The 25,419-nt window shown below is 70.3% G+C and carries 19 protein-coding genes and 1 pseudogene; 11 read left to right on the forward strand and 9 right to left on the reverse strand.

Going from position 1 to position 25,419, the window contains the following annotated elements:
• Nucleotides 1-605 (reverse strand): annotated as a pseudogene (locus CA984_RS26070) (hypothetical protein); the annotation flags it as partial.
• A gap of 555 nt (nucleotides 606-1,160) precedes the next feature.
• Here CA984_RS26070 and leuS point away from each other — a divergent pair.
• The 5 genes from leuS (at nucleotide 1,161) to CA984_RS26095 (ending at nucleotide 9,948) form a co-directional block, all read left to right on the forward strand.
• Entirely contained in the window at nucleotides 1,161-3,629 is a 2,469-nt protein-coding gene (leuS, locus tag CA984_RS26075; RefSeq protein WP_086576198.1) for a leucine--tRNA ligase, read from the forward strand.
• 337 nt (nucleotides 3,630-3,966) lie between these two features.
• Entirely contained in the window at nucleotides 3,967-5,937 is a 1,971-nt protein-coding gene (gene otr(A), locus CA984_RS26080; RefSeq protein ID WP_086576182.1) for a tetracycline resistance ribosomal protection protein Otr(A), read from the forward strand.
• Between the two features lie 164 nt (nucleotides 5,938-6,101).
• A complete protein-coding gene (locus CA984_RS26085) occupies nucleotides 6,102-7,097 on the forward strand; it encodes an NAD(P)-binding domain-containing protein (protein WP_086576183.1) in 996 nt (331 codons plus the stop codon).
• A gap of 239 nt (nucleotides 7,098-7,336) precedes the next feature.
• On the forward strand, nucleotides 7,337-8,041 hold the full coding sequence (locus tag CA984_RS26090; protein WP_479725535.1) for an ABC transporter ATP-binding protein: 705 nt from the start codon (nucleotides 7,337-7,339) through the stop codon (nucleotides 8,039-8,041).
• Nucleotides 8,038-9,948 (forward strand): ABC transporter permease, encoded by a 1,911-nt coding sequence (locus tag CA984_RS26095; RefSeq protein WP_086576185.1) that lies wholly within the window; start codon nucleotides 8,038-8,040, stop codon nucleotides 9,946-9,948. The genes CA984_RS26090 and CA984_RS26095 overlap by 4 nt, the downstream gene beginning before the upstream one ends.
• A 184-nt stretch (nucleotides 9,949-10,132) precedes the next feature.
• Here CA984_RS26095 and CA984_RS26100 read toward each other — a convergent pair whose 3' ends face one another.
• The 3 genes from CA984_RS26100 to lexA form a co-directional block, all read right to left on the reverse strand.
• Nucleotides 10,133-12,121 (reverse strand): glycosyl hydrolase family 18 protein, encoded by a 1,989-nt coding sequence (locus CA984_RS26100; RefSeq protein WP_086576186.1) that lies wholly within the window; start codon nucleotides 12,119-12,121, stop codon nucleotides 10,133-10,135.
• A 139-nt stretch (nucleotides 12,122-12,260) separates the two neighbouring features.
• Nucleotides 12,261-13,154 carry a hypothetical protein gene (locus CA984_RS26105; RefSeq protein WP_086576187.1) on the reverse strand — a complete coding sequence of 298 codons (894 nt, stop codon included), beginning with the start codon at nucleotides 13,152-13,154 and terminating at the stop codon, nucleotides 12,261-12,263.
• Between the two features lie 399 nt (nucleotides 13,155-13,553).
• A complete protein-coding gene (gene lexA, locus CA984_RS26110) occupies nucleotides 13,554-14,264 on the reverse strand; it encodes a transcriptional repressor LexA (RefSeq protein ID WP_086576188.1) in 711 nt (236 codons plus the stop codon).
• 225 nt (nucleotides 14,265-14,489) lie between these two features.
• Here lexA and CA984_RS26115 point away from each other — a divergent pair, with 225 nt between their 5' ends.
• From CA984_RS26115 to CA984_RS26125, 3 genes are all read left to right on the forward strand, one after another.
• Complete coding sequence (locus CA984_RS26115; RefSeq protein WP_165781411.1) at nucleotides 14,490-14,867, forward strand: LysM peptidoglycan-binding domain-containing protein; 378 nt, start codon at nucleotides 14,490-14,492, stop codon at nucleotides 14,865-14,867.
• A 272-nt stretch (nucleotides 14,868-15,139) separates the two neighbouring features.
• A complete protein-coding gene (gene nrdR, locus CA984_RS26120; protein ID WP_031165180.1) occupies nucleotides 15,140-15,601 on the forward strand; it encodes a transcriptional regulator NrdR in 462 nt (153 codons plus the stop codon).
• A gap of 85 nt (nucleotides 15,602-15,686) precedes the next feature.
• Nucleotides 15,687-18,524 (forward strand): vitamin B12-dependent ribonucleotide reductase, encoded by a 2,838-nt coding sequence (locus tag CA984_RS26125; protein ID WP_086576190.1) that lies wholly within the window; start codon nucleotides 15,687-15,689, stop codon nucleotides 18,522-18,524.
• A gap of 312 nt (nucleotides 18,525-18,836) precedes the next feature.
• Here the strand turns inward: CA984_RS26125 and CA984_RS26130 are convergent, their stop codons facing one another.
• A complete protein-coding gene (locus CA984_RS26130) occupies nucleotides 18,837-19,331 on the reverse strand; it encodes a nuclear transport factor 2 family protein (protein WP_242676173.1) in 495 nt (164 codons plus the stop codon).
• Between the two features lie 154 nt (nucleotides 19,332-19,485).
• Nucleotides 19,486-19,935, reverse strand: coding sequence for a carboxymuconolactone decarboxylase family protein (locus CA984_RS26135; protein WP_086576191.1), 450 nt, complete (start codon nucleotides 19,933-19,935; stop codon nucleotides 19,486-19,488).
• An 83-nt stretch (nucleotides 19,936-20,018) separates the two neighbouring features.
• Here CA984_RS26135 and CA984_RS26140 point away from each other — a divergent pair, with 83 nt between their 5' ends.
• Nucleotides 20,019-20,897 (forward strand): sigma-70 family RNA polymerase sigma factor, encoded by an 879-nt coding sequence (locus CA984_RS26140; protein ID WP_086576192.1) that lies wholly within the window; start codon nucleotides 20,019-20,021, stop codon nucleotides 20,895-20,897.
• A 183-nt stretch (nucleotides 20,898-21,080) separates the two neighbouring features.
• Here CA984_RS26140 and CA984_RS26145 read toward each other — a convergent pair whose 3' ends face one another.
• The gene (locus CA984_RS26145) at nucleotides 21,081-21,305 is read right to left on the reverse strand and encodes a hypothetical protein (RefSeq protein WP_086576193.1); all 225 of its coding nucleotides are present in this window, start codon (nucleotides 21,303-21,305) and stop codon (nucleotides 21,081-21,083) included.
• Between the two features lie 139 nt (nucleotides 21,306-21,444).
• On the opposite strand from CA984_RS26145, the gene CA984_RS26150 reads away from it, so the two are divergent.
• On the forward strand, nucleotides 21,445-22,056 hold the full coding sequence (locus tag CA984_RS26150) for a TetR/AcrR family transcriptional regulator (protein ID WP_086576194.1): 612 nt from the start codon (nucleotides 21,445-21,447) through the stop codon (nucleotides 22,054-22,056).
• 170 nt (nucleotides 22,057-22,226) lie between these two features.
• Here CA984_RS26150 and CA984_RS26155 read toward each other — a convergent pair whose 3' ends face one another.
• The gene (locus tag CA984_RS26155) at nucleotides 22,227-22,706 is read right to left on the reverse strand and encodes a rhodanese-like domain-containing protein (protein WP_086576195.1); all 480 of its coding nucleotides are present in this window, start codon (nucleotides 22,704-22,706) and stop codon (nucleotides 22,227-22,229) included.
• Between the two features lie 131 nt (nucleotides 22,707-22,837).
• On the opposite strand from CA984_RS26155, the gene CA984_RS26160 reads away from it, so the two are divergent.
• On the forward strand, nucleotides 22,838-23,824 hold the full coding sequence (locus CA984_RS26160; protein ID WP_086576196.1) for a helix-turn-helix domain-containing protein: 987 nt from the start codon (nucleotides 22,838-22,840) through the stop codon (nucleotides 23,822-23,824).
• 27 nt (nucleotides 23,825-23,851) lie between these two features.
• Here the strand turns inward: CA984_RS26160 and CA984_RS26165 are convergent, their stop codons facing one another.
• A complete protein-coding gene (locus CA984_RS26165; RefSeq protein ID WP_086576197.1) occupies nucleotides 23,852-25,252 on the reverse strand; it encodes a pyridoxal phosphate-dependent decarboxylase family protein in 1,401 nt (466 codons plus the stop codon).
• Between the last annotated feature and the right edge of the window lie 167 nt (nucleotides 25,253-25,419).

Below are 25,419 nucleotides of genomic sequence, written 5' to 3' on the forward strand. Positions count from 1 at the left end.
GGGTTTCCGCCGGGCGGGTTCGTCCAGGAGGGGGAGGAGTGCTCATGGCTCGGCGCCTCGGCCTGCGTCGCGGGCCACCCGCCGTTCTCGGCCGGTGCGGCGGCGTTCCGCCCGCCGTCCTCCGAGGCCGTACCCCATCCACCGTTGCCGGAGCTCTGCGCTGCCGTACCCCATCCACCGTTGTCGGTGCTCTTGGCCACGTCCCATCCGCCGCCTCCGGCGGCAGGCGCCGTACCCCATCCACCGTTGTCGGTGGCCTGCGTCGCGGGCCACCCGCCGTTCTCGGCCGGTGAAGCGGGCGGCCAGGCGCCGGGCTGCTCCTGCGGCGGCGCGGCGGCCTGCCAGGAGTCGCCGCCCGCGTGCGGGCCGGAGGTCTGCGGCGACTGAGGCTGGGAGCCGGGAGTCGCCGTCCCGAAGGCCTGTTGCCAGGAACCGTTGCCCGGGACGCTGGCCTGCCAGGAGGCGCCGTCTCCCGCGGGCTCCTCCTGGGGAAGGGGGAGGCGGGGGCTGGTTCCGGAAGAGTCCTTCGCCCAGGCGGGCGGCGGCTCTGCTGCCTCCGGCCATGCCGGAGGCAGGTGGGACTGGCTGGACTGCTCCGAGGCCATGGCTTCCTTACCTCCCGGGCGAGTGCCCGAATTATGGGTATTGGGCATGGTCTCACGTGAGACGGGGGGGTTCGCAGGGAAACTGGAGAACGCCCCTCTGAACTGGAGTCCGGTGGGGTCGGTTGGCGGATCCTGCATCGGCAGGCCGACCTCCGAAGGATCCGGGCCCTGCCCCGGCTCGACTGAGTGTGCCACGGTGAAAGAGTAAACTGGCGGGACAAGTGAGGTCACAACGGACGTATCACCATCGAGTCCTGATCTGCCCCAGACGCACGAGCCTCCTATTGTGCTGACCCTCCGGTGCCGGTGTCCCCGGTTTGCCGTGATCGGGCTTGTTCCCCGTCCTATGAATAGGGCTTGCGGACTGCGATAGTCTTGGAATATGCGTGCCGCGGCCCTGCTGCTTATCTGGCCGCATCGGCCCTCCCGGCGCTAGACGCCCGCCGATGCGGCTGCCCTTCGCGTGAGCGGAGGGTTTTTCTATTGGGTCGGATGGGTCAGATCATCTGCGCAGACGTATACCGAGGGAAGATTGACGTGAGCGAGCGAGCCGACATGCAGAGCGACGAGCAGCACTACGACCCGCAGGCACTGCAGGTCAAGTGGCAGCGGCGATGGGAGGAGCTCGACCCGTTCCGGGCCTCCGACGACCCCGCCGACACGCGTGAGCGGCGCTACATGCTCGACATGTTCTCCTACCCCTCCGGTGACCTGCACATGGGCCACGCCGAGGCGTTCGGCATCGGCGACGTCTTCTCGCGCTACTGGGTCCAGCGCGGCTACAACGTGCTGCACCCGATCGGCTGGGACTCCTTCGGCCTGCCCGCCGAGAACGCCGCGATCAAGCGCAACGCGCACCCGGCCGAGTGGACCTACGCCAACATCGAGACCCAGGCCCACTCCATCAAGCGCTACGGGATCTCCTTCGACTGGTCCCGCCGCCTGCACACCAGCGACCCCGAGTACTACAAGTGGACCCAGTGGCTGTTCATCCGCTTCTTCGAGCGCGGCCTGGCCTACCGCAAGGGCGGTCTGGTCAACTGGTGCCCCAATGACCAGACCGTGCTGGCCAACGAGCAGGTCAAGGACGGCAGGTGCGAGCGCTGCGGCGCCGAGGTCGTCCGCCGCGAGCTGACCCAGTGGTACTTCAAGATCACTGACTACGCCGACCGCCTGCTGGACGACATGGCCCAGCTGGAGGGCGGCTGGCCGGAGCGCGTGCTGACCATGCAGCGCAACTGGATCGGCAGGTCCGAGGGCGCCGACGTCGACTTCGTCATCGAGGGCCGCGACGAGCCGGTCACCGTCTACACCACCCGCCCCGACACCCTGTACGGCGCGACCTTCTTCGTGGTCGCCCCGGACGCGGCGCTGGCCGAGGAGATCGTGACGGACGGCCAGCGCGAGGCCTTCGAGGCCTACCGCGCCGAGGTGTCCAAGCTGTCCGACATCGACCGGCTCTCCACCGACAAGGAGAAGAGCGGCGTCTTCCTGGGCCGTTACGCGATCAACCCGGTCAACGGCGAGCGCATGCCGGTCTGGGCGGCCGACTACGTGCTGTCCGACTACGGCCACGGCGCCATCATGGCGGTCCCCGCGCACGACCAGCGCGACCTGGACTTCGCCCGCGCCTTCGGCCTGCCGGTGCGGGTCGTGGTCCACACCGGCCTGGCCGACCCGGGCGAGACCGGGATCGCCACCGCGGGCGAGGGTTCCCTGGTCAACTCCGGCCCGCTGGACGGCCTGTCCAAGGCCGACGCGATCCGGGAGATCATCGGGGTGCTGGCCGAGCGCGGCACCGGCAAGGCGACGGTCAACTTCCGCCTGCGCGACTGGCTGCTGTCCCGCCAGCGCTTCTGGGGCTGCCCGATCCCGATCATCCACTGCGTCGACTGCGGCGAGGTCCCCGTCCCGGACGACCAGCTGCCCGTCACCCTGCCCGACCTCCGCGGCGAGGCCCTGGCCCCCAAGGGCGTCTCCCCGCTGGCGTCGGCCGACGACTGGGTCAACGTCTCCTGCCCCAAGTGCGGCGGCCCCGCCCGGCGCGACACCGACACGATGGACACCTTCGTCGACTCCTCCTGGTACTTCCTGCGCTACGTGGACCCGGCCTACGAGGGCGGCCCGTTCGACGTGGAGAAGCTGCGCCAGTGGGGGCCCATCGACCAGTACGTCGGCGGCGTCGAGCACGCGGTGCTCCACCTGCTGTACTCGCGGTTCTTCACCAAGGTCCTGCACGACATGGGCATGGTCGACTTCACCGAGCCCTTCACCCGCCTGCTGAACCAGGGGCAGGTGATCAACCAGGGCAAGGCGATGTCCAAGTCGCTGGGCAACGGCGTGGACCTGGGCGAGCAGATCGACTCCTACGGCGTGGACGCGGTCCGGCTGACGGTGATATTCGCCGGCCCGCCGGAGGACGACATCGACTGGGCCGACGTCTCCCCGGCCGCCTCGCAGAAGTTCCTGGCCCGCGCGTTCCGCGTCATGGCCGAGGCCGGTGCGGCCTCCGCCCCCGGCGTGGACTTCGCCACCGGCGACCTCGATCTGCGCAAGGTCGTCCACCGGACCATCGACGAGGTCACCAAGCTGGTCGACTCGCACCGGTTCAACGTCGCGGTGGCCCGGATGATGGAGCTGACGAGCGCGGCCCGCAAGGCCATCGACTCCGGACCCGGTGCCGCCGACCCGGCCGTCCGCGAGGCCGCCGAGACCCTGGCGGTCATGCTGTCCCTGGTCGCGCCGTACGCCGCGGAGGAGGGTTGGGAGCGTCTGGGACACCCCGCCTCGGTCGCCACGGCCGGTTGGCCGGTGGCCCAGGCCGCCCTGCTGGTCCAGGACTCCGTCACCTGCGTCGTCCAGGTCGCCGGCAAGGTCCGGGACCGGCTGGAGGTCTCCCCGGAGATCTCCGACGCCGACCTGGAGGGCCTGGCACTCGCCTCGGAGAAGGTCCAGTCCTTCCTGTCCGGGGCTCCGCGCAAGGTCATCGTCCGCGCGCCCAAGCTGGTCAACATCGTCCCGTAGCGGTTCTCCGGGGCGCCCGTACGGCGGGCGCCCCGAGCCGCGGTCGCCGCGGAGCCGTCCGCGGCCCGCGGACCCACCCGAGTCCCGGCCGGTACGGCGGGCGGCCGTCACGGGCCGTCCGCTTCCCGGCAGGTGTGGCGGGCGGCCGTCCAGCGAGCCCACCGGCCGCTCGCCGGCCCGCGCAGGAGCGGGCCGGATTTATTGCCTCGAACACCGGGCCCATCGATGCGATGATGGCGGCGACAGACCGGTCACCACCAGGAGCATGCGATGCGGCGAGCCTTCGGAATCTCACAGCGCCCTATCCGGACGAGAGTTTTCGAGGCATCCAGCACCCATGCACACCCTCAACATCGGCATCCTCGCCCATGTCGACGCGGGCAAGACCAGTCTCACTGAGCGACTGCTGTTCGACACCGGCACCATCGACCGGCTCGGCAGCGTCGACGCCGGCAGCACCCAGACCGACACGGGCGACATCGAACGGCGGCGCGGCATCACGATCCGCTCCGCGGTCGCCTCCTTCACCGTCGGCGCCTCACAGGTCAACCTGATCGACACCCCCGGGCACTCCGACTTCATCTCCGAGGTCGAACGGGCGCTCGGCGTGCTCGACGGCGCCGTCCTGGTCCTGTCGGCCGTGGAGGGCGTACAGGCGCAGACCCGCGTCCTGATGAAGACCCTGCGGAAGATGCGTCTGCCGACCCTGGTCTTCGTCAACAAGATCGACCGTGCCGGCGCCCGCCACGAGGAGATGCTGGCCGACATCCGGCGGAAGCTGTCACCGCAGATCGTCCCCATGAACGCGGTCCGGCAGGCCGGCTCCCCGTCCGCGCGGACCGTCCCGATCTCCCTGGACGGATCGGACTCCCGCTCCCGGGTGGCGGAGATCCTCGCGGAGAGCGACGACACGCTGCTCGCCGAGCTCGTCGCCGGCTCGGTCCCCACCGCCGGCCGCATCCTGGCGGAGGTGCGCGCCCAGACCGCCGCCGGACTGCTCCACCCGGTGTTCTTCGGCTCGGCCCTGACCGGCCAGGGCGTCGAGGCGCTCGTCGACGGGATCTCACAGCTGCTCCCGCCGGCGCAGGGCACCGGAGACGACGATCCCCGGGGCACGGTCTTCGCCATCGAACGCGGCGGCGCCGGCGAGAAGGTCGCCTACCTGCGGATGCACTCCGGTGAGCTGCGCGCGCGGCAGCGGATCACCTCCTACCGGCTGGAGGCGGGCGGCGGCGTCAGCGAGAACAGCGAACAGATCACCGCACTCCACGTCATCGGGCCGGTGCGCGGGGAGGCCCGTCACCCGGTGGCGGGCGACATCGCGAAGGTGTGGGGTCTGTCCCGCATCCGGGTCGGCGACCAGGTCGGCTCGGCGCGCGGGCTCGCCGGCCGGTCGCACTTCGCGCCGCCCACCCTGGAGACCCTCGCCCGGCCGAAGCAGGCCGGGCAGGCCGCGCGGCTGCACGCCGCGCTCGTGAACCTCGCCGACCGGGACCCGCTGATCCACACGCGCGCCGTCCCCGGGGAGGGGACCTCCGTCCTGCTCTACGGCGAGGTGCAGAAGGACGTCATCGCGGAGACCCTCCTCCACGAGTTCGGCGTCGAGGCCGTGTTCGAGCAGAGCCGTACGGTCCACCTGGAACGGCCGGTGGGGATCGGGGAGGCCTGCGAGGAGATGGGCCCGGGGCCCGACGGCTTCTTCGCGACCGTCGGGCTGCGGGTCGAACCCGCGACCGGGCCGGGAATCACCTTCAGGCGGGAGGTCGAGCTCGGTTCGCTGCCGCGTCCCTTCCACCGGGCGATCGAGGACACCGTGCGCCGCACCCTGGAGCAGGGGCTGCACGGCTGGGCGGTGACCGACTGCCTCGTCACCCTGACCCGGACGGGCTATGCGGCCCCGGTCAGCACGGCCGGTGACTTCCGCGACCTCACGCCCCTGGTCCTGATGCGCGCCCTGGACATCGCCGGGACCCGGGTCTACGAACCCTGCCACGCCTTCGAACTGGAGGTCCCCCCTGACGGGCTCAGCGCCGCCACCGCCCAGCTCGCAGCCCTGGGAGCCGACATCAGGGAGTCCTCCGGAGATATGGAGACATGGTCGGTCAAGGGAGAGATCCCCGCGCGTCAGGTGCGCGAGTTCGAGCGGCGACTGCCCGGACTGTCCCGTGGAGAAGGGGTCTGGTGGTCGCGGCCATCGGGGGATCGGCGGGTCCTCGGGCCGGTCCCGGTGCGCGCGCGGTCGGACGGCAACCCGCTCAACCGGAGCGAATACCTGCGGCACCTCGCACAGGGAGGCCCGGCGAGGTGAGGCGGGCCGCGGTCCGGGGCCTGCCCGGACCGCGGCCGGTGCCACCGCCTGCCGGCCCTCGCCGGCACCGTTTAAAGGCTTCCTCGCCTTTCAGGCCTTTTCCGGCCTTCCCCGCGTAGGCGGTGACCGGAGGAGGAAGACCATGCCTGACAGGGGGATGAGGCATGCGGGTATCGGTGCTCGGCATGGGCAGCATGGGGCGGGCAGTGGCCCTGCGGCTGCTCGGCCGCGGTCATGCGGTCAGGGTCTGGAACCGGACGCCGGGCAAGGCGTCCGAGGTGATCGACGCCGGCGCCGCCGAGGCGTCCTCGCCGGCGGAGGCCACGCGGGATGCCGACGCGGTGCTGATGTCGCTCGCCGACGATCGGGCGGTCCGTGAGGTCATGGCCCGATTGGCCGAGCCCGGCACTGGGCCCGGCCCGGATCCCAGCCCTGATCCCGGCACTGATCCCGCCACTGGGCCCGGCCCGGATCCCGGCACTGAGCCAGGCTCTGGTCCCGCCACTGGGCCCGGCCCGGATTCCGGCACTGAGCCAGGCTCTGGTCCCGGCGCGCCGGTCGTCGCCGACATGAGCACCGTCTCCCCGGACACGTCCCGCGCGCTGGCAGGGTTGGCGCCGGGGGGCCGGTTCGTGGCCGCGCCCATCATCGGAGGACCGCAGGCGGTCGTCGACGGGCAGGCCACGGGCCTGCTGGGGGGTGGACGCGGTCTCGTGGACCGGCTGGGACCCGTCTGGCAGGACCTGTTCGCCGTCCAGTGGTACTGCGGGGACGACCTCGGGAGCGCTCTGACCTACAAGCTTCTGAACAACTATCTGCTCATGTCGGGTGTCGCCGTCGTCGCCGAGGCGGTCGCCGCAGGCCAGGCTGCCGGTCTCGACGAGGCGATGCTGGGGGACCTCCTCCTGCGGTGGCCGACCGTCGCGCCCGCCCTGCACAACCGGCTCGACGACATCCTCCACGGTGACCACCGAGGATGGTTCGCCACGCGGCTCGGCGCCAAGGACGTGCGGCTCATCGCCGAGGTCGCGGAGTCGAAGGGGCTCCGGCTGCCGATCGCCCGGCTGGTCGAGCAGCGCTACGAGGAAGCCGCCGGACGCGGCTGGAGCGACTCGGACATAACCGCCGTCGTGGAGCTGCTCCGGGAACGGCGCGGCTGAAAGGCCGGCGCTCCACCCGCTCTCACCAGTCCGACCGCGTCGTCCAAGCCGTCATCACCGGCGCGGCCCTGTACCCCGCACCGCCTGACCCTGCTGATCACACCTCCCCGGGGTCCGGAAGCTGCTCCCGCTGAGTCAGGTTTCCCCTGGGATGAACCATGATTTGGTCCACGAACCGGTTATCCGTAATTGTGTATTAAATGGATCCTAATCAACATGTAGCAGTTCAGCTTGACCGGGTGGCTCGGACATATGGACATGGCTCCACCGAGGTGACCGCGCTGCGTGAGGTGAGCGTGGCCTTCCGCCGAGGTACGTTCACCGCCGTCATGGGACCATCAGGTTCGGGAAAGAGCACCCTGCTGCAGTGCGCGGCGGGGCTGGACCGGCCGGATTCCGGGCAGGTGATCGTGGACGGGGTGGAGCTCGGTCCGCTGTCGGAGGCCAAACTCACCGCCTTGCGCAGAGAGCGGGTCGGCTTCGTTTTTCAGGCGTTCAACCTGCTCAGCGCGCTGAGCGCCGAGCAGAATGTAGGCCTTCCGCTGCGACTGGCCGGTCGCAGGCCGGCCGCCGCCCAAGTGCGCGAGTCGCTCGCGCAGGTCGGCCTGGCCGAGCGTGGGCGACACCTGCCCTCGCAGTTGTCGGGCGGCCAGCAGCAGCGGGTCGCCATCGCTCGGGCGCTGATCACCAAGCCTCGGGTGCTCTTCGCCGACGAGCCCACCGGAGCGCTCGACAGCAGCAGTGGCCGTGAGGTGCTGCGCCTGCTGCGCACCCTGGTTGACCAGCAGGGGCAGAGCACCATCATGGTCACCCATGACCCGGTGGCCGCCGCGTACGCCGACACGGTGCTGTTCCTGGCCGACGGCCGGGTGGTCGATGAACTGACCAGGCCCTCCGCGCAGGCGATCGCCGAGCGGATGACCCGCCTGGAGACAGCCGCGTGATAACGCTACTACCGGTCGCCGCGGCGACCCTGCGTAGACGCTGGACCGGTTTCGCCGGAGCCTTCGTCGCGCTCACTCTGGGCGTTGCCCTGATCAGCGCCGTTGGGGCGCTCGTGATCAACGTGCCGGACAACACCGACCCGCAGGGTCCGTCCCTGGCCAAGATTCTGCAGTTCATGGCGGGTATGGGGGGATTCGTAGCTATTTTCGTGGTGGCCGGAACCTTCGCCTTCGCGGTCGCCCAGCGCCGCCATGAGACGGCCCTGCTACGGGCCATCGGAGCCACCCCCCGGCAGGTCCGGCTGCTCATCCTCGCGGAGTCACTGGTCATCGGACTGCTGTCCGCAGTCGCGGGTTGCCTACTGGGCCTGATCATGGCCCCCGCCATGGCCGCGTGGTTGACGGCCCAGGGGCTGGCGCCCGGTGGCTTCGCTCCCTCCACCTCCCCGACGCCGCTACTCCTCGCCGCCCTGGCGGGCGTGGCGGTCGCCCTGGCCGGATCCTTCGCCGCCTCCCGCCGCGCGAGCGGAGTCCGGCCCGCCGAAGCGCTCGGCGACGCCGTGGTGGACCGGAAGGTCATGACCAGGGGGCGGTGGCTGTGGTTCCTGTTCTTCCTGGTCGCGGCGGTGATCGCCGTCTACTCGCGGATGTCCGTGCCCGACTACATGCTGCTCGACCCGGGGATGCGCGGGCCCGACGCCATGGCGACGTTCTCGCTGGAGTTGGACCTGCTGGCCATTGTCGGGTTCACCCTGCTCACCCCGCTGCTGATACCCCCGCTGGTGCGGCTGTTCACGCTCCCACTGCCGGTCCTTCCGGGTGCCGCCATCTTGTTGGCCAGGCAGAACGCGCTGGCCGCCGTACGTCGTACGGTCTCCACCGCCACCCCGGTGTTCCTGGTGATCGGGCTGAGCGGATCCGTTGTGGGCGGCACACTGGCCTTCACCGCGGCCAGAGACGCACAGAGCCATACGACATCCACCGCGCGGTACGTCATCGAACCCGTCGACGGCCCTGCCCTGTCCGCCTCGGTCATGCGGGCACTGGGCGACCTGCCCGGCGTACGGACGACGGCAGTCGTGTCCACGAGCATCAACGGCCTGGGCTCCGCGTCGACCCCCTTCGCCGCGCTCTCCATCGACGGCGACCCCGGAACGGCGTGGCACCTCGACACCGTGACAGGATCGCTGGCGGACCTGCGTGGCCGTACGGTCGCCGTGTCCAGTGACCTGGCCCGCGCCTTCCGCTGGGAGGTCGGAGAGCAACTGCGCACCCGGCTGCCCGATGGCGCCTCGGCCACGCTCCAGCTGGCCGCCACCTTCAAGCCAACGTTCAACGTGCCCGAGGTCCTGTTGTCGTACGCGGCGGTGTCCGGCCACGCCCAGCCCGCTCGCGCTTACCTGTCGGCCCCTCCCGCGCCCGCCCCGGCAGGCACCGTCGTCACCCCGATCGAGAACTGGACTGACCCCCGCACGGCCACCAGCGACCACCAGCAGACACTCACCCTGGTCGCGATCCTGGGTCCGGCATTGCTCTACGCACTGATCGCGATCGTGAACACCATGATCATGTCGACGGGAGACCGGTTGCGTGACTTCGCCACCCTGCAGTTGACCGGCGGCACCCGGCGTCAGGTGCTGCGGATGGTGGGCGCGGAGACGGTCGTGGTGGTGGCGACCGCCACGGCGCTCGGTCTGATCGTCACCGCCGCCACCCAGACGGGAACGCTCTGGTTGATCAATAACGGCATTCTCGACGGGCAGGCGCCGATCCCGTTCTCCCTGCCGTGGAGCACTGTAGGCGTGAGCGTGGCGGTCTGCCTGTTCCTCGCTCTGCTGTCCAGTCTTCTTCCCGCTCGGCTCGCCCTTCGCCGCCGACCGCTGGAGCTGGCGGGCGTGCGCGAGTAGATCGCCGTCGGCCGCAGCCGCTTCGGCGCGCCGACCGGCGATGCCGGCTGATCGCCGTCGGTCGGTCGGCCTCGGACCGACTCGCAGCGACGGCGCCAGGGTGATCGTCCCTTCCAGCACATGGCGGTGAAGGGGCGTCTCGGCATCGAGGCGCCCCTTCACCAGCAGGATTTTCAGTGATCTTCTAGCCCAGGCCGCTCTTCATCGCGCTGATCAGCTCACCGTTGGAGGTGTCTCCGGTGAGTTCCCAGAAGAAGGCCCCTCCCAGGCCCTGGTTCTTCGAGTAGCTCATCTTGCCCCCGATGGTCGCGGGGGTGTCGTAGCTCCACCACTGGTTGCCGCAGTGGGCGTAGGCCGTGCCCGCCACCGTGCCGGTCGCCGGGCAGCGGGTCTTGAGGACCTTGTAGTCCTCGTTGCCGGCCTCATAGGTGCCCGGGGCGGCGCCGGTGGCGGTGCCACCCGGGGCCGCCTGGGTCACACCGGTCCAGCCGCGGCCGTAGAAGCCGATGCCCAGCAGCAGCTTGCTCGCCGGCACCCCCTTGCTCTTGAGCTTCTGGATGGCGGAGTCGGAGTCGAAACCGGTGATGGGGATGCCGCTGTAGGTGTTCAGCGGCGAGTGCGGCGCGGTCGGGCCCTGGGCGGCCCAGGCGCCGAAGAAGTCGTAGGTCATGACGTTGTACCAGTCGAGGTACTGGGCGGCGCCGCCGTAGTCGGCCGCGTCGATCTTGCCGCCGGAGGTGGCGTCGGCGGTGATGGCGGCGGTGACCAGGTAGTTGGAGCCGAAGCGGGAGCGCAGTGCCGACATCAGGTTCTTGAAGGAGGAGAAGCCGCTGGTGTCACAGGTGAGACCACAGGCGTTCGGGTACTCCCAGTCGATGTCGATGCCGTCGAACACGTCCGCCCAGCGCGGGTCCTCGACCAGGCGGTAGCAGGACTCGGCGAAGGCCGCGGGGTTGGCCGCCGCCTGGCCGAAGCCGCCCGACCAGGTCCAGCCGCCGAAGGAGAACAGCACCTTGATGTTCGGGAACTGCTTCTTCAGCTTGCGGAGCTGGTTGAAGTTGCCGCGGAGCGCGCCGTTGTCCCAGGTGTCGGCGACGCCGTCCACGCTCTCACCGGCCTGGTAGAAGCGGTCGTAGTCGGCGTAGGTGTCGCCCAGCGTGCACTGGCCGTTCTGCACGTTGCCGAAGGCGTAGTTGATATGGGTGAGCTTGGCGGCCGAGCCGCTGGTGACGATGTTCTTGACGTGGTAGGCCCGCTGGTAGATGCCCCACTGGGTGAAGTAGCCCAGCAGCTTGTTGCCGCCGCCTCCGCCGCCGTCCTGGGTGGTGACGTTGAGYTGGCTGCTGGCGGTGGAGCGGTTCCCGGCGGCGTCGCGGGCGCGGACGGTGTAGGTGTAGGCGGTGGCGGGGGTCAGGCCGGTGTCGGTGTGGGTGGTTCCGGTGACGGTGGTGACGAGGGTGGTGCCTCGGTAGATCTCGTAGCCGGTGACGGCGACGTTGTCGGTGGAGGCGTTCCAGGCGAGGGAGACGCTGGAGGAGGAGGTGGCGGTGGAGCGCAGGTTGCCGGGGACGCTGGGCGGTGTGGTGTCGCCGCCTCCGCCGCCGCCGGTCACCGAGATGGCGGAGACCGTCGCGTAGTTGGCGCCGCCGTTCATGTTGAACTCGACGTTGAGCGCGCCGTCGCTGACCGTCGCGGGGAAGGTCCGGTCACAGGCGGTGAGCGCGCCGCAGGAGGCGAAGATGTCGAAGGCGGTCAGGGCGTTGACGCCTTCGACGCGGACGTCGAACTTACGCTGACCGGCCGCGTTGGCCCAGTCCTCGACCATCTTCAGCGTCACCTGGTAGGTGCCGTTCGCGACGTCGAAGCGGTAGCCGCCCCAGCCGTTGAAGGTGTTGTAGTTCTGGTAGAGGGAGTCGTCGGTCGTCCCGGCGATCGCACCGCCGGTCGAGCCGCTCCCGTAAGTGGTCTGGTAGCCCCAGTCGCCGCTGGAGTAGGCCTTGTCAGCGACCCACTGGTCACCCGCGGCGTCGGTGAGCGCGGACCCGCCCGCGTTGGCCCGCACCGGCACGGTCACGGCCGCGGAAGCGCCGGGGGCCGTCGCGACGACCGCTCCCAGGGGGAGAAGCATCACCCCCACCGCGGCTAGGAGTTTCAGGACATGTCGATTCGCCATGGGCCGCCGCCTCTACGCGCTAGGACTGGGGGGTTAATTAACAGGAAACTTTACTGTCAATTTGAGGTGAACGTAATCACGCGCGCACGCGCCGTCAATGGTGCGAAATTTCGGGGGGCCCAATCGCGGGAAGAGAGGTTTACGGCCAGCGCCAGGCGATGCCCAGCACTCCGGAGACCACGTCGGAGGCGGCCAGGTGGACGGTGTGGTGGGCGTTGGGCACCAGGACACCGGTCCGGCACGGCTTCGCGTCCGGTCCGGACCTGACGTAGGAATGGCATTCGGCCGGGAGGGCCGCGGGGTCGAACCGCACCTGGACGAGGAAGTGCCCGACCGGCTGCCGGAAGCCGTGGCCGTGGTCGACACACGGCCGTGTCGACCTGCCGAAGCTCTCCCACTCGAAGACCCAGGTGTCGCCGGCCCGGAGGGCGTGGTCGAAGAGCAGCTCGGCGACCATCACCCCCCGCGCGTGGTGCCGCAGGATGGTGCCGACCCTGCAGTTCTCCAGAGCGCGGATCTCGCAGCCGTCGAGATCGGTGCCGGGGTCGACGAACGACCTGATCACATATCGGTCCATGCCGTCGCGCCGGGCCCTGACCAGCGTGTGGGTCCACACCGACTCGCACCGCCGTGCCGCGTCGATCAGCACTTTCTGCTGCTGGGTGATGATGACGGCGTCCTGGTCGCGGGAGCCCGGCAGCGCGTCCAGCAGCTCGCCGAGGGCGCCGGAGCGCTCATCCAGCCCCGGCCTGTGGTCGAGAAGACGGGTGAGGGAGCCGCCGGGAAGCCGGAGGATCTCCTCCAGGGCCGTGACGACCAGCGGGGACTGCTCACCGCCGGGGCGCCGGTGCCCCCGCTGCCAGTCGCTCAGGGTGGACAGCGCGACCGTCAGCCCGCGCTGGGCCAGGCGGGACCGGATGCGGTCGAGCGACAGGCCGCTCTCCCGGATGCAGACACGCAGGGCCTGGTGGAACGGGCCGGAGCGGAGCAGGGTTGCCCGGTCGGCTGCCGGTTCGAGGGGACGGCGAGGCATGAGGACGCTCCTCGGTGTCGAGGCGGGCGTCCGGAGGTCTCCCACGCTTCCATCCCTGAGAGGACGGCACGGGCCGCCGCGCTCTGTGGGGAGCGAGCGTAGAACGTCTCGCGATCCAAGAACAGATCGCCGACCATATCAATTGCCGAAATTTCGCCACTTGTAGCTTATTTCGAGCTGAAAACAGAATCAGCGCATCTCCGGCGCCTCCGATAAGGGAGAAAAATGCATGCCATTCTGTTCAAGGCCGGGGCAGTGGAGGAGCGGGACCGGTTGAGGGGGAAGGCCTCGCCGTACGGCCTCCGGAGACGGTCCCGTGGTGGCGGGCGGTCGCCGCCGAGACGCCCGACGAGGAGCGGGGCCCCGACCGTGGGGGTCCCGCTCCTCCGGCGCGCTGTCTCAGAGCTTGCGCAGAACCGCCACGACCTTGCCCAGGACGGTGGCCTCGTCGCCGGGGATCGGGTCGTAGTTCGGGTTGTGCGGGACGAGCCAGACGTGGCCGTCCTTGCGCTTGAAGGTCTTGACCGTGGCCTCGCCGTCGATCATCGCGGCGACCACGTCGCCGTTGTCCGCCACGGGCTGCTGCCGGACGACCACCCAGTCGCCGTTGGCGATGGCGGCCTCGATCATCGAGTCGCCGGTCACCTGGAGCAGGAAGAGCGTCCCCTCGCCGACAAGCTGCTTGGGGAGGGCGAAGACGTCCTCGATGCTCTCCTCGGCGAGGATGGGGCCGCCGGCGGCGATCCGGCCGACCAGCGGCACGTAGGCCGCGGTCGGGCGGCTGATCGGGGTCTCGTCGTCACGGGACTCGGGATCCACCCACAGCACCGGCTCGCCGGGAAGGCGCACCTCGAGCGCGCGGGGACGGTGCGGATCGCGGCGCAGGTAGCCCTTGCGCTGCAACGCCGTCAGCTGGTGCGACACGCTGGAGGTGCTGGTGAGCTGCACCGCCTCGCCGATCTCTCGCATGGAGGGCGGATAGCCGCGCTGCTGCACCGAGTCGCGGATCACCTCAAGGATCTTCCGCTGCCTGGGGGTGAGGCCAAGAGAGTCACGCCTGCGCACTGCCAGGTCGCTGACGGCCGAAACGTTCTCGTCATGTTCGCTCATACGATCTCCTCGCCTCCCGGTCTGTATTTCTCGCGTCGCACACAGCGACCGTACCGCCGTTGAAGATCGTATTCAAACAATTGTTCGAGTCATTCTCGAAATCAGCGGTGACGTGGTGTACAACATCGTACGGGAGTTCGATCGACACCGTGTTCGATTCGCCGATCTTTCTTCGACATGTGTTCGGCCAGGTCGAGGGGCTGGGGGGCCATCGTGAAGACGACCGTGACGACAGGGAGGGCCGGGCGCCCGCCCGCCCGGCGCCCCGGGGCCGTGGGAGACGTCCGATATCCTGGCCGGCCGCTCCGGCTCACCAGGCGGGGCAGGATCGTGGTGGTGGCGGCGCTCACGCTGGTCACGTTGGGGGCGCTCTGGGTCGGCGCGCGCATCGACGCGGCCTCGGCGCTCGAGGGCGGGGGCCGTGAGGGCCTGTCGTGGGTCGTGGTGCGCGGGGGTGACACGCTGTGGGAGATCGCGGACTCCGTGACGGAGGGCGGGGATCCCGCTGCGGTGATCCGCCGGATCATGGATCTCAACGGCCTGTCCGACTCCGTGATCCGGCCCGGGACCCGGCTCTACCTGCCGGAAGGTTCCGCCCCCTGAGGGGCCGCCGCGGGGGCGACACGCCCGGCTCGTTCGAATGTGACGCGCTGATCAGCGACTTCGTCTGACGGGGTCCTTTCAACTTGCGTTCATGGGCCGACCCTCCTACCGTTGGACCACAACATCTAGTGGCTTCATCGGTGGTCTTCACCATAGATTGTGTTTCCATTACCGCATCTCGACTATTCGAGGGGCGTGCGCAAGCGTCTGGCGCGGACGCCGTGGAATGCACGAGAAGGTGGGCCACTTGCCGGTTCAAGGGGGCGACACGCGTGCACTGTCCGTTCTGTCGTCATCCTGATACGCGGGTCATCGACAGCCGGTCCACCGAAGACGGCGGAGCCATCCGCCGCAGGCGCACATGCCCGGAGTGCGGGCGCAGGTTCACCACGCAGGAGACGGTTCTTCTCATGGTGAGCAAGCGCAGCGGGGTGACCGAGCCGTTCTTCAGGGACAAGGTGATCGCCGGTGTCCGGCGGGCGTGCCAGGGGCGCCCGGTCAGCGAGGACTCGCTGGCCCAGCTGGGGCAGCGGGTGGAGGAGAGCATCCGGGCCACGGGAGCGGCGGAGATCGCGGCCCATGAGGTCGGGCTGGCGATCCTGGGGCCGCTCCGCGAGCTGGACGAGGTGGCCTACCTGCGGTTCGCCTCGGTCTACCGGAGCTTCGAGACCCTGGCCGATTTCGAAACAGAGATCAAGCAGCTGCGGGCGGAACGCTCCGTCGAGCAGGACTGATTCATACCCCGGGCGCCGGGGGACAGAGCGGCGCGTTGATGTGGTCCGACTCGAGGGCTCTACGGAGCCCCGGAAGGGGGAAGTCATGACGGAGACGATCGGTGGCGCGGCCGCGCGTGGGGGCAAGCGGTTGCGCAAGGGTTTGAAGATGAAGCGCGTCTTCACCACGCCGGGAGTGCATCCCTATGACGAGGTGCGCTGGGAGCGCCGTGACGTCGTGATGACCAACTGGCGGGACGGCTCGATCAACTTCGAGCAGCGGGACGTCGAGTTCCCCGTTTCCTGGTCGGTCAACGCGGCCAACATCGTGACCACCAAATACTTCCGCGGCGCGGTCGGCACCCCGCAGCGCGAGTGGAGCCTGAAGCAGCTCATCGACCGGGTGGTGGGCGTCTACACCAGGACCGCCGTCGAGCACGGCTACTTCGCAGGCGACGAGGACGCCGAGATCTTCGACCACGAGCTCAAGCACGCTCTGGTCAACCAGGTCTTCAGCTTCAACTCGCCCGTCTGGTTCAACGTGGGCACCGCCTCGCCGCAGCAGGTCAGCGCCTGTTTCATCCTGGCCGTCGACGACCAGATGGAGTCCATCCTCGACTGGTACAAGGAAGAGGGTGTGATCTTCAAGGGCGGTTCGGGCTCCGGCGTGAACCTCTCCCGGATCCGCTCGTCGAAGGAGCTGCTCTCCAGCGGCGGCACGGCCAGCGGCCCGGTCTCCTTCATGCGCGGCGCGGACGCCTCCGCGGGCACCATCAAGTCCGGTGGCGCGACCCGCCGCGCGGCCAAGATGGTCGTCCTGGACGTGGACCACCCCGACATCGAGGAGTTCATCGAGACCAAGGCGCGCGAGGAGGACAAGGTCCGCGCGCTGCGCGACGCCGGGTTCGACATGGACCTCGGCGGCAAGGACATCGTCTCCGTCCAGTACCAGAACGCCAACAACTCCGTGCGCGTCTCCGACGAGTTCATGCGCGCGGTGGAGAAGGGCGAGGAGTTCGGCCTGCGGGCCCGGCTCACCGGCGAGGTCATCGAGAAGGTCGACGCCGGGCGGCTGTTCCGCAAGATGGCGACGGCCGCGTGGGAGTGCGCCGACCCCGGTGTCCAGTACGACGACACGATCAACGACTGGCACACCAGCCCGGAGACGGGCCGCATCACCGCCAGCAACCCGTGCTCGGAGTACCTGCACCTGGACAACTCCTCGTGCAACCTGGCCAGCATCAACCTGATGAAGTTCCTGAAGGACGACAACTCCTTCGACATCGAGAGCTTCGTGAAGATCACCGAGCTGATCATCACCGCGATGGACGTCTCCATCACCTTCGCCGACTTCCCGACGGAGAAGATCGACCAGACCACCCGCGCCTACCGCCAGCTCGGCATCGGCTACGCCAACCTCGGCGCGCTGCTCATGGCCACCGGCCACGCCTACGACTCCGAGGGCGGCCGGGCCATCGCCGGCGCCGTCACCTCGCTGATGACCGGCGCCTCCTACCGCCGCAGCGCCGAACTGGCCGCGGTCGTCGGACCGTACGACGGCTACGCGCGCAACGCCGACGCGCACAAGCGCGTCATGCGCAAGCACGCCGCCGCGAACGACGACCTGCGCACGCTGGACGCCATGGACAAGGCCATCCACGCCGAGGCCTCCCGCCAGTGGACCGAGTGCCTCAAGCTGGGGGAGAGGAACGGCTACCGCAACGCCCAGGCCTCGCTGCTCGCCCCGACCGGCACCATCGGCCTGATGATGGACTGCGACACCACCGGAATCGAGCCCGACCTGGCCCTGGTCAAGTTCAAGAAGCTCGTCGGCGGCGGCTCCATGCAGATCGTCAACCAGACGATCCCGCGCGCGCTGCGGCAGCTGGGCTACCCCGAGGAGCAGGTCGAGGCGATCGTCGAATACATCGCGGCCAACAGCCACGTCGTGGACGCCCCCGGTCTCAAGCCCGAGCACTACGAGGTGTTCGACTGCGCGATGGGCGAGCGGGCGATCGCCCCGATGGGGCACGTGCGCATGATGGCCGCCGCCCAGCCGTTCCTGTCCGGCGCCATCTCCAAGACGGTCAACCTGCCCGAGGCGGCGACGGTCGAGGACATCGAGCAGGTCTACATGGAAGGCTGGAAGCTCGGGCTGAAGGCCCTGGCCGTCTACCGCGACAACTGCAAGGTCGGCCAGCCGCTCTCGGTCGCGGGCAAGAAGAGCGACAAGAAGGCCGAGGAGAAGGCCGCCGAGCCGGAGATCCAGGTCGTGGAGATCAGCCGCCCGACCCGGCGGCGGATGCCGAACCAGCGCCCCAGCACCACCACCCGCTTCACCGTGGGGGGCGCCAAGGGCTACATGACCGCCTCGTCCTACCCCGACGACGGTCTCGGCGAGGTCTTCCTGAAGATGTCCAAGCAGGGCTCCACCCTCGCCGGCGTGATGGACGCCTTCTCCGTGGCCATCTCCATCGGCCTGCAGTACGGCGTGCCGCTGGAGACCTACGTCAGCAAGTTCGTCAACATGCGCTTCGACCCGGCCGGCATGACCGACGACCCGGACATCCGCATGGCCGCCTCGGTGATGGACTACATCTTCCGCCGTCTGGCCCTGGACCACCTGCCCTACGACGACCGGGCCGCCCTCGGCATCTTCTCCGCCTCCGAGCGCGCCGCCCAGCAGCGCGGGGAGGACCCGGCCCCGATCCACACCGACGAGGTCATCGCCGAGCTGGCCACCTCGGCGCCGATCGAGCAGCCCCAGCCCCAGCCCCGCCCGGAGGCCGTGGCCGTGGCCGCGCCGGAGCGGGGCGGCTCCCTGGAGTCCCACCAGGGCCGCACCGCCGACGCGCCGCTCTGCATGACCTGCGGCACCAAGATGCGGCCCGCCGGTAGCTGCTACGTCTGCGAGGGCTGCGGCTCCACCAGCGGCTGCAGCTGAAGACAGCCGCCTCCAGGCGGAAAATAGCAGGTCAGGGTGGGGAAGCGGCCAGGTGCCGTTTCCCCGCTCCGGCGTTCGGCTCATCCGCCGACCGGAGGGGAGCATCTCGGGGCGGCGCGGCGGGCGGCCGGCTTCGGGTCCATGGTGAGACCCGGCTCATCAACGGTCGGGCGGCTCATCGCACGGTTCTTGACGGTGTCTCTCGTCGGCGGGACGGGCGGTGACACGTCGAAGCTGTCGCGGTGCGACAAGACCGGCACCCGTGGGCCGGATATGAGCGGTCCCACCCGGGGCGTCATTCGGGGGGCGGCCCTACCAACGCTCCACCAGATGCTCGCGGCCCGACGGCGGATCATACGACTCCGGCCAGTAGTCGACGACCCGAGTGATCAGCCCGTCGTCGGAGAGCTCGAACCACACACAGGCGTCTTGGTGCTCGGTACCGACGCGTGCGTCGATCCACGCCGCCGCATGGCGGCCGTCGGCGACGATGCGACGCACCCGGAGATGCCAGTCCCCGGGGTATTCCCTGTTGAACTGGATGAAAGCCGACCTGCCGCGGATCCGCTCACGGGTCTGCGGCATCTCGTACACCATGTCTTCGGTCAGCAGATCGCCGAGCCGTGGCCAGTCGCGCTGTTCGGCGCTGTCAATGTAAACGCGCACGACCTCTCGCGTTCTCGATGTCTCGTCCACCGGCCGCACGCTACACGGCAGCACCGACAACAGATCAGGTGCGAGGCGCTTCATCACCGACAGTCGGAGATCGTGCCGGCCGGTGATCTCGCGCAGGCGAACCGCCGGCACATCACCGCGGTGTTCGCTCCCATCGCCCCCGACTGATGGCCACCCCCTTCAGGGGCGTCCGGCTCGCGCTCTCGGCGTCTCGGTCGCCGGACGCCATCCCTGATCGCGGGGAGGCGCGGCCTCCGGGTGATCAAGGGATGGCGTCCCGCCCGGCTCACCAGGTCTTGCCGGCCTGCTCCCGGATCGTGTGGTTGATCCGGTTGAAGAAGTTGGTCAGCGCGATGTTCAGGGTGATCGCCGACAGCTGCTTCTCGTCGAAGTGGGTGGCGGCGGCCTCCCAGATCTCGTCGGTGACGCCCGGCGCGCCGTCCTGGATCCGGGTCGCGGCCTCGGTCAGCGCGAGCGCTGCCCGCTCTCCCTCGCTGAAGAAGGGCGTCTCGCGCCACGTGACCACGTTGTGCAGCCGCTCGTCGGTCTCTCCGTGCTTCTTGGCCGACGCGATCCCGGCGAACACGCACGGGCTGCAGCCGTTGATCTGGCTGGCCCGCAGGTGGACCAGCTCCTGCACGCGCGGGTCGACGCCGCCGGAGTACATGGCCTTGTAAAGGCCCTGGATCGCCGTCATCACGTCGGCGTTCGCCGGGCTCTTCGTACGTGCTTCCATCGGTCCTGCTCCTTCATCGGTTACCTGTGCCCGTCCGGGCCCGTCATCACCTATGACGGAGCGGATCCGAGGAAGGTAACAACATGTCCGACACCAGCTCGACGGACTCGGTGGCCGAGGCGTTCGAGGCCCAGCGCGGCCGGCTGCGCGCGGTCGCCTACCGCATGCTCGGGTCGCACGCCGACGCCGAGGACGCGGTCCAGGAGGCCTGGCTGCGGCTCTCCCGCCAGGACGCGGCGACCATCCACAACCTCGCCGGCTGGCTGACCACGGTGGTCGGCCGGATCAGCCTGGACGTCCTGCGATCGCGCCAGGCCCACCCCGAGGCGTCCTACGACGACCGGCTGCCCGAGCTCGTCGTGACGCTCGACGACGGCCCCGCGCCGGAGGACGACGTGGCGCTCGCCGACTCGGTGGGGCTCGCGCTCCTGGTCGTCCTGGAGTCGCTCGGGCCGGGTGAGCGGCTGGCGTTCGTGCTGCACGACCTGTTCGCGGTGCCGTTCGACGAGATCGGCCAGATCCTCGGCAGGTCCACCGACGCCGCCAAGATGCTCGCCAGCCGGGCCCGCAGGAAGGTGCGGGAGACCGGGCGGCCGGCGGCTGTTGGCCGGGAGCAGCGGGAGGTGGTCCAGGCCTTCCTGGCGGCGGCCCGCGGCGGCGATTTCGAGGGGCTGCTGCGCGTGCTCGACCCCGAGGTGAGGCTGACCGTCGACACCCCCGGCGGTGTGGTCGTCACCCTCGGCGCCACCGAGGTCGCCGCCGGCGCGCGGCTGTCCGCCGGCGCAGCCGCGCGGGGGCGAGCGGTGCTCGTCAACGGCCTTCCCGGGATCGTGTCCTGGCGCGAGGACGGGGCCCCGCTCTCGGTCATCGCGTTCACCGTCGTCGACGGCCGGATCGCAGAGATCGCGATCGTGATCGCCCCGGCCAGGCTCGCGTCGATGGGCCTGCCGGACCCGGGGTGAGCGCCTGCCCGCCGGAGGACGGCGGCGGGCCGGAAGGGCCCGCCGAGCGCTGCGGCACAAGAAGGGCTGGAAGCACCGGCAGGCCGGAGATATCGCCGGCCTGCGCAGGGAGAGCGCCCGCCGCGAGCACCGGCACGCTCGCCGGCGCGGCGAGGATCCCGGCCGCCACTCGTGTGCGACCGGTCACTGCCCGTGGCTGCCCCGCCTGGTCTTCTTGCCGCCCCAGCCGGCCAGGAGCGCTCCGGCGACGGCGGCCACCGCATAACAGGCCAGCCACACCGCGAACCCGCCGGGCAGCCAGGCGAGCAGCCCGGCGTTGTCGTGGTCGGCCAGCAGCCGGATGGCGCCCTGTGCTCCCAGGACCAGCAGCAGCAGCATGCCGATGATCGACACGGTGACGTGCTTCATGTGCGCTCCTTCTCCCGTCGCCCTCGAACGGCCGTGACGGCGGGTACGGGCACGCCCGCCGTATTTTTATGGTGCGATCGAACCATAACATCCGTCTTGGTACGATCGCACCACAGACGAGTCGCGGGGAGCGGACGACATGCCAAGACAGGTGGACCACGACCGGCGCCGCCGCCAGATCGCAGAAGCCGTCTGGCGCCTGGCCGCCCGCGGTGGCCTGGAGGACGTCACCTTGAGACAGGTCGCCACCGAGGCCGGGGTCTCGGCCCGGCTGCTGCAGTACTACTTCGGCACCCGCGACGAGCTGCTGCTCGGCGCGCTGGAGATCCTCAACGACGACGCCGAACAGCGGGCCCGCGAACGCCTCGCGACGCTCGGCGGAGCGCCCGGCATGCACGCGGTCGTACGGGGAGTGCTGCTGGAGCTGCTCCCGCTGGATGCGGAACGGCGCAACCGGCACCTGGTGTACGCCGCCTACTTCGTCCGCTTCCTGGCCGATCCCGTCCTGGGCAAGGTCGCCCGCGCCGCGCCGCACGCGCTGGAGAACCTGGTCGCAGGGCTGATCGCGCAAGGTCAGGAGCTCGGCCAGGTGTCACGGGACGTCGACGCCGCGGCCGAGGCCACGTTCCTGGTGGCGGGCGCCGACGGGATCCAGGCAACCGTCCTGCTCGGACAGCGGACTCCCGAAGAGGCTGTGGCCTTGATCGATCATCAGCTTGCCCGCATCTTCACCGCGACGATCCGCGGCTGACGCATGCCCTCGGCCCAAGCGCTGCCAGCCACTGCGACCGCCGAGCCTCCGGCGCGGACGGCGTGTCCAACCCGCCGGCGCATCTCGACCGTGGAGATCCGGCCGTTCCCCCGACGCCGGACAGGAGTTCGCGGATCAGCTCGTCGATGACCCGGCCGGCGGCCGGGCGCTCAGCAGGCGCAGGCGATGCCGGAGGCCGGGGCGGTCAGCGGGTCGATCCCGCGCCGGGAGACCCCGGCCGAGGTCTCGGTCGTGAAGCCCTCGCGCACCCAGTACTCGAAGCCGCCGATCATCTCCTTGACCGGGTAGCCGAGCTTGGCGAACTCCAGGGCGGCGCGGGTGGCGCCGTTGCAGCCGGGCCCCCAGCAGTAGGTCACCACGGTCGCGCCCGCCGGGATCACGTCGGCGGCACGGGCGGCGATCTCGGCGGTGGGCAGGTGTACGGCCCCCCTGACGTGGCCCTGCTCCCAGCTCTCCAGGTTGCGCGAGTCGACCACGATGATTCCCGGAGCCTTGGCGGCGAGGTCGGCGGCCACGTCGGACACGTCGGTCTCGAACGCCAGACGGCCGGCGAAGTGGTCGAGCGCGGCGGCGTTGCCGGCGGCGGGGACCGCCGTGACGGCGGAGGGGGCTGCGATGGTGACGGTCATCTCGATGGCCTTTCGATCGTGTTCGGCGGTGACGGGACAGGGCGACGGGACAAGGTGACAGGACAAATGGTGCCGGTCCCGGCCTGCGGCCCAACAGTGGCGTGAATGTCCCGTATCGCTAAGATCTCGCCATGCTGATCCCGCCGCCGGAGCTCCGCGCCGCCCACCACGCCGTGTCCGTGCTCGCCTTCGACGGCATGTCGCCGTTCGAGCTGGGCTGTGTCGTGGAGATCTTCGGTATCCCCCGGCCCGAGCTGGACGTGCCCTGGTACGAGCTCAGGGTCTGCGCCGAGACCCCCGCCGACCTGCGGATCGTCGGGGGGTTCACGATGCGCGCCGAGTACGGGCTCGGAGCCGTGGCCGGGGCGGACACGGTGATCGTGCCCGGGGTGGCGGACGTGTCCGGCAGGGTGTCGCCGGAACTGGTCGCGGCGCTGCGGGCGGCGCACGCCCGGGGGGCGAGGATCGTGTCGATCTGTTCGGGGGCGTTCGCGCTGGCCGAGGCCGGGCTGCTGGACGGCCGGGAGGCGACCACCCACTGGAAGTACGCCGAGCTGCTGCAACACCGGTTTCCGCGGGTCAGGGTCAACCCGGATGTGCTCTACGTGGACGGTGACGACGTGCTGACCAGCGCGGGCAGCGCGGCCGGGCTGGACCTGCTGGTCCATCTGGTCCGGAAGGACCACGGGCCGGGCGTGGCCAACTCGGTCGCGCGCAGGCTGGTCATCCCGCCGCACCGGGAGGGCGGGCAGGCGCAGTTCATCCAGGCGGCGGTCACCCCTGTGGAGGACGGCGACGCGGTGGCCACCGCGATGGCCTGGGCGCTGGACCATCTGGCCGAGCCGATCACGGTGGCCGGGCTGGCCAAGGTCGCCCACATGTCGCAGCGGACCTTCATCAGGCACTTCGCCCGCCAGACCGGCACCAGCCCGCTGCGCTGGGTGATCGCCCAGCGGATCGCGGCCAGCCTGGCGGTGCTGGAGTCCACGGCCGCCCCGATCGAGGAGGTCGCGCTCTCGGTCGGCTTCGACAGTCCGGTGACCTTCCGCCATCACTTCACCAGGGCGATGCGCACCTCGCCCTCGGCCTACCGCCGGGCCTTCCGCGTGCCGGCGTGACCGGGGGCGAAACCCGGCCGCTCCCGCTCATGACCGGCCGGGCGGTCCCTGGAGCGCGGACCTTTCCAGCGCCTTCGCGACACGCTCGACGTCGGCTTCGGTGGTGCGCCAGTTGCAGAAGGCGGCGCGCAGCGCGGGCACGCCGTCGTAGACGGTCCGGGTGAGGAACGCCTCGCCGGATTCGGTGATCGCCGAGGTCAGCTCCCCGACGCGCTCGGGGGAGGAGGCGAGGGTGAAGCAGACCACGTTGAGCCGGACGGGGGCGAGCAGGCGGTACGCGGGCATGGCGGCGATCCGTTCCCCGAGCCGGGCGGCGAGGGCGATGTCGCGCCGCACGATCTCCGCGTGACCGTCGCGCCCGTACGCGGCGAGGGTGAACCACGCCGGAAGCGCCCGGAGACGCCGTGAGTTCTCCGGCGTCAGGTGCACGAAATCGGGGTCGTCGCCCAGCGGTCCGAGATAGGCGGCGGAGTTCTGGAAGACGCGTGCCTGGAGGTCCCGGCGGCGGGTGAACTGGATCGCGCTGTCGTAGGGGACGTTGAGCCACTTGTGCAGGTCCACGCAGACCGAATCGGCCTCGTCGAGCCCGTCGGTGAGGTGCGCGTGCTCTGGGGAGAGCGCGGCGAAAGCCCCGAACGCCGCGTCCACGTGCAGCCAGAAGGGGTGGCGCTCGCGCAGGGCGGCCAGCGCGCGGAGATCGTCGAAGTCGACCGTGTCGACCGTGCCCGCGTTGGCCACGACGATCGCCGGTGTCCCGTCCAGGGATTCCAGCGCCTGCGCGAGACGGCCGACGTCGACGGCCTCCCTGCCCGGCAGGCGGTCGACCCCGCGGATCGCCGAACGTCCCAGCCCCAGCATCGCCAGCGCCTTGCCGATGCTGGAGTGGGGGCTTCCGGAGAGCACGTGGACCGGGCCGAGCGCGGCCGCTCCCTGCTCGGCGACCGAGACGCCGAGCCGCTCGCCCAGCCATTCCCTGGCGATCGCCAGGCCCGTGAAGTTGGACATCGTCGCGCCGCTGACGAAGGCGCCCTCGTGCTCGGGGGACAGGCCGAACAGCTCGCGCAGCCAGGCGGCCGTCTCCCGTTCGAGGTCGGGGGCAGTGGAGTCCAGGCCGGAAGTGGGGTTCTGGTCCAGCGTGCCGGTCAGCCAGTCGCCCGCCAGGGAGGCGGGGGTCGCGCCGCCCGTGACGAATCCCAGGTACCGGGGTCCGGCGCCGGCGGAGAAGCCGGGCTCCCAGCGCCGGGTGAACGTCTCCAACGCCCCCGCCAGCCCCGAACCGTCCACCGGCAGGGGCGCGGGCCGGTGGACCGCGGGCGCCTGCGCGACCGGCCGGTGGCCGAGCCCGGCGAGAAGCCGTACGGCCCTGGCCCGCGTCTCGTCGAGCAGCGCGGGCAGGCGGGCGAGATCGTCGTCAAGCCGGGGATGCATGGGGCCACGATAGGGAGCCTGTATGGCATATGTCCTAGTCCAATCTCAATGAAGTGGACTGAACCCGGCAAAGACCTCCGGTCGCCGCCCGATGCCCGTGTCACCTCTTCCCGCGCGGTAGCCCTCCGGCAGGCCGCCCCTGGACGCGGTCCTAGACCTTCCAGCGC

Origin of the sequence: Streptosporangium minutum, from assembly GCF_002149035.1 — a bacterium.
Lineage (GTDB): Bacteria > Actinomycetota > Actinomycetes > Streptosporangiales > Streptosporangiaceae > Streptosporangium > Streptosporangium minutum.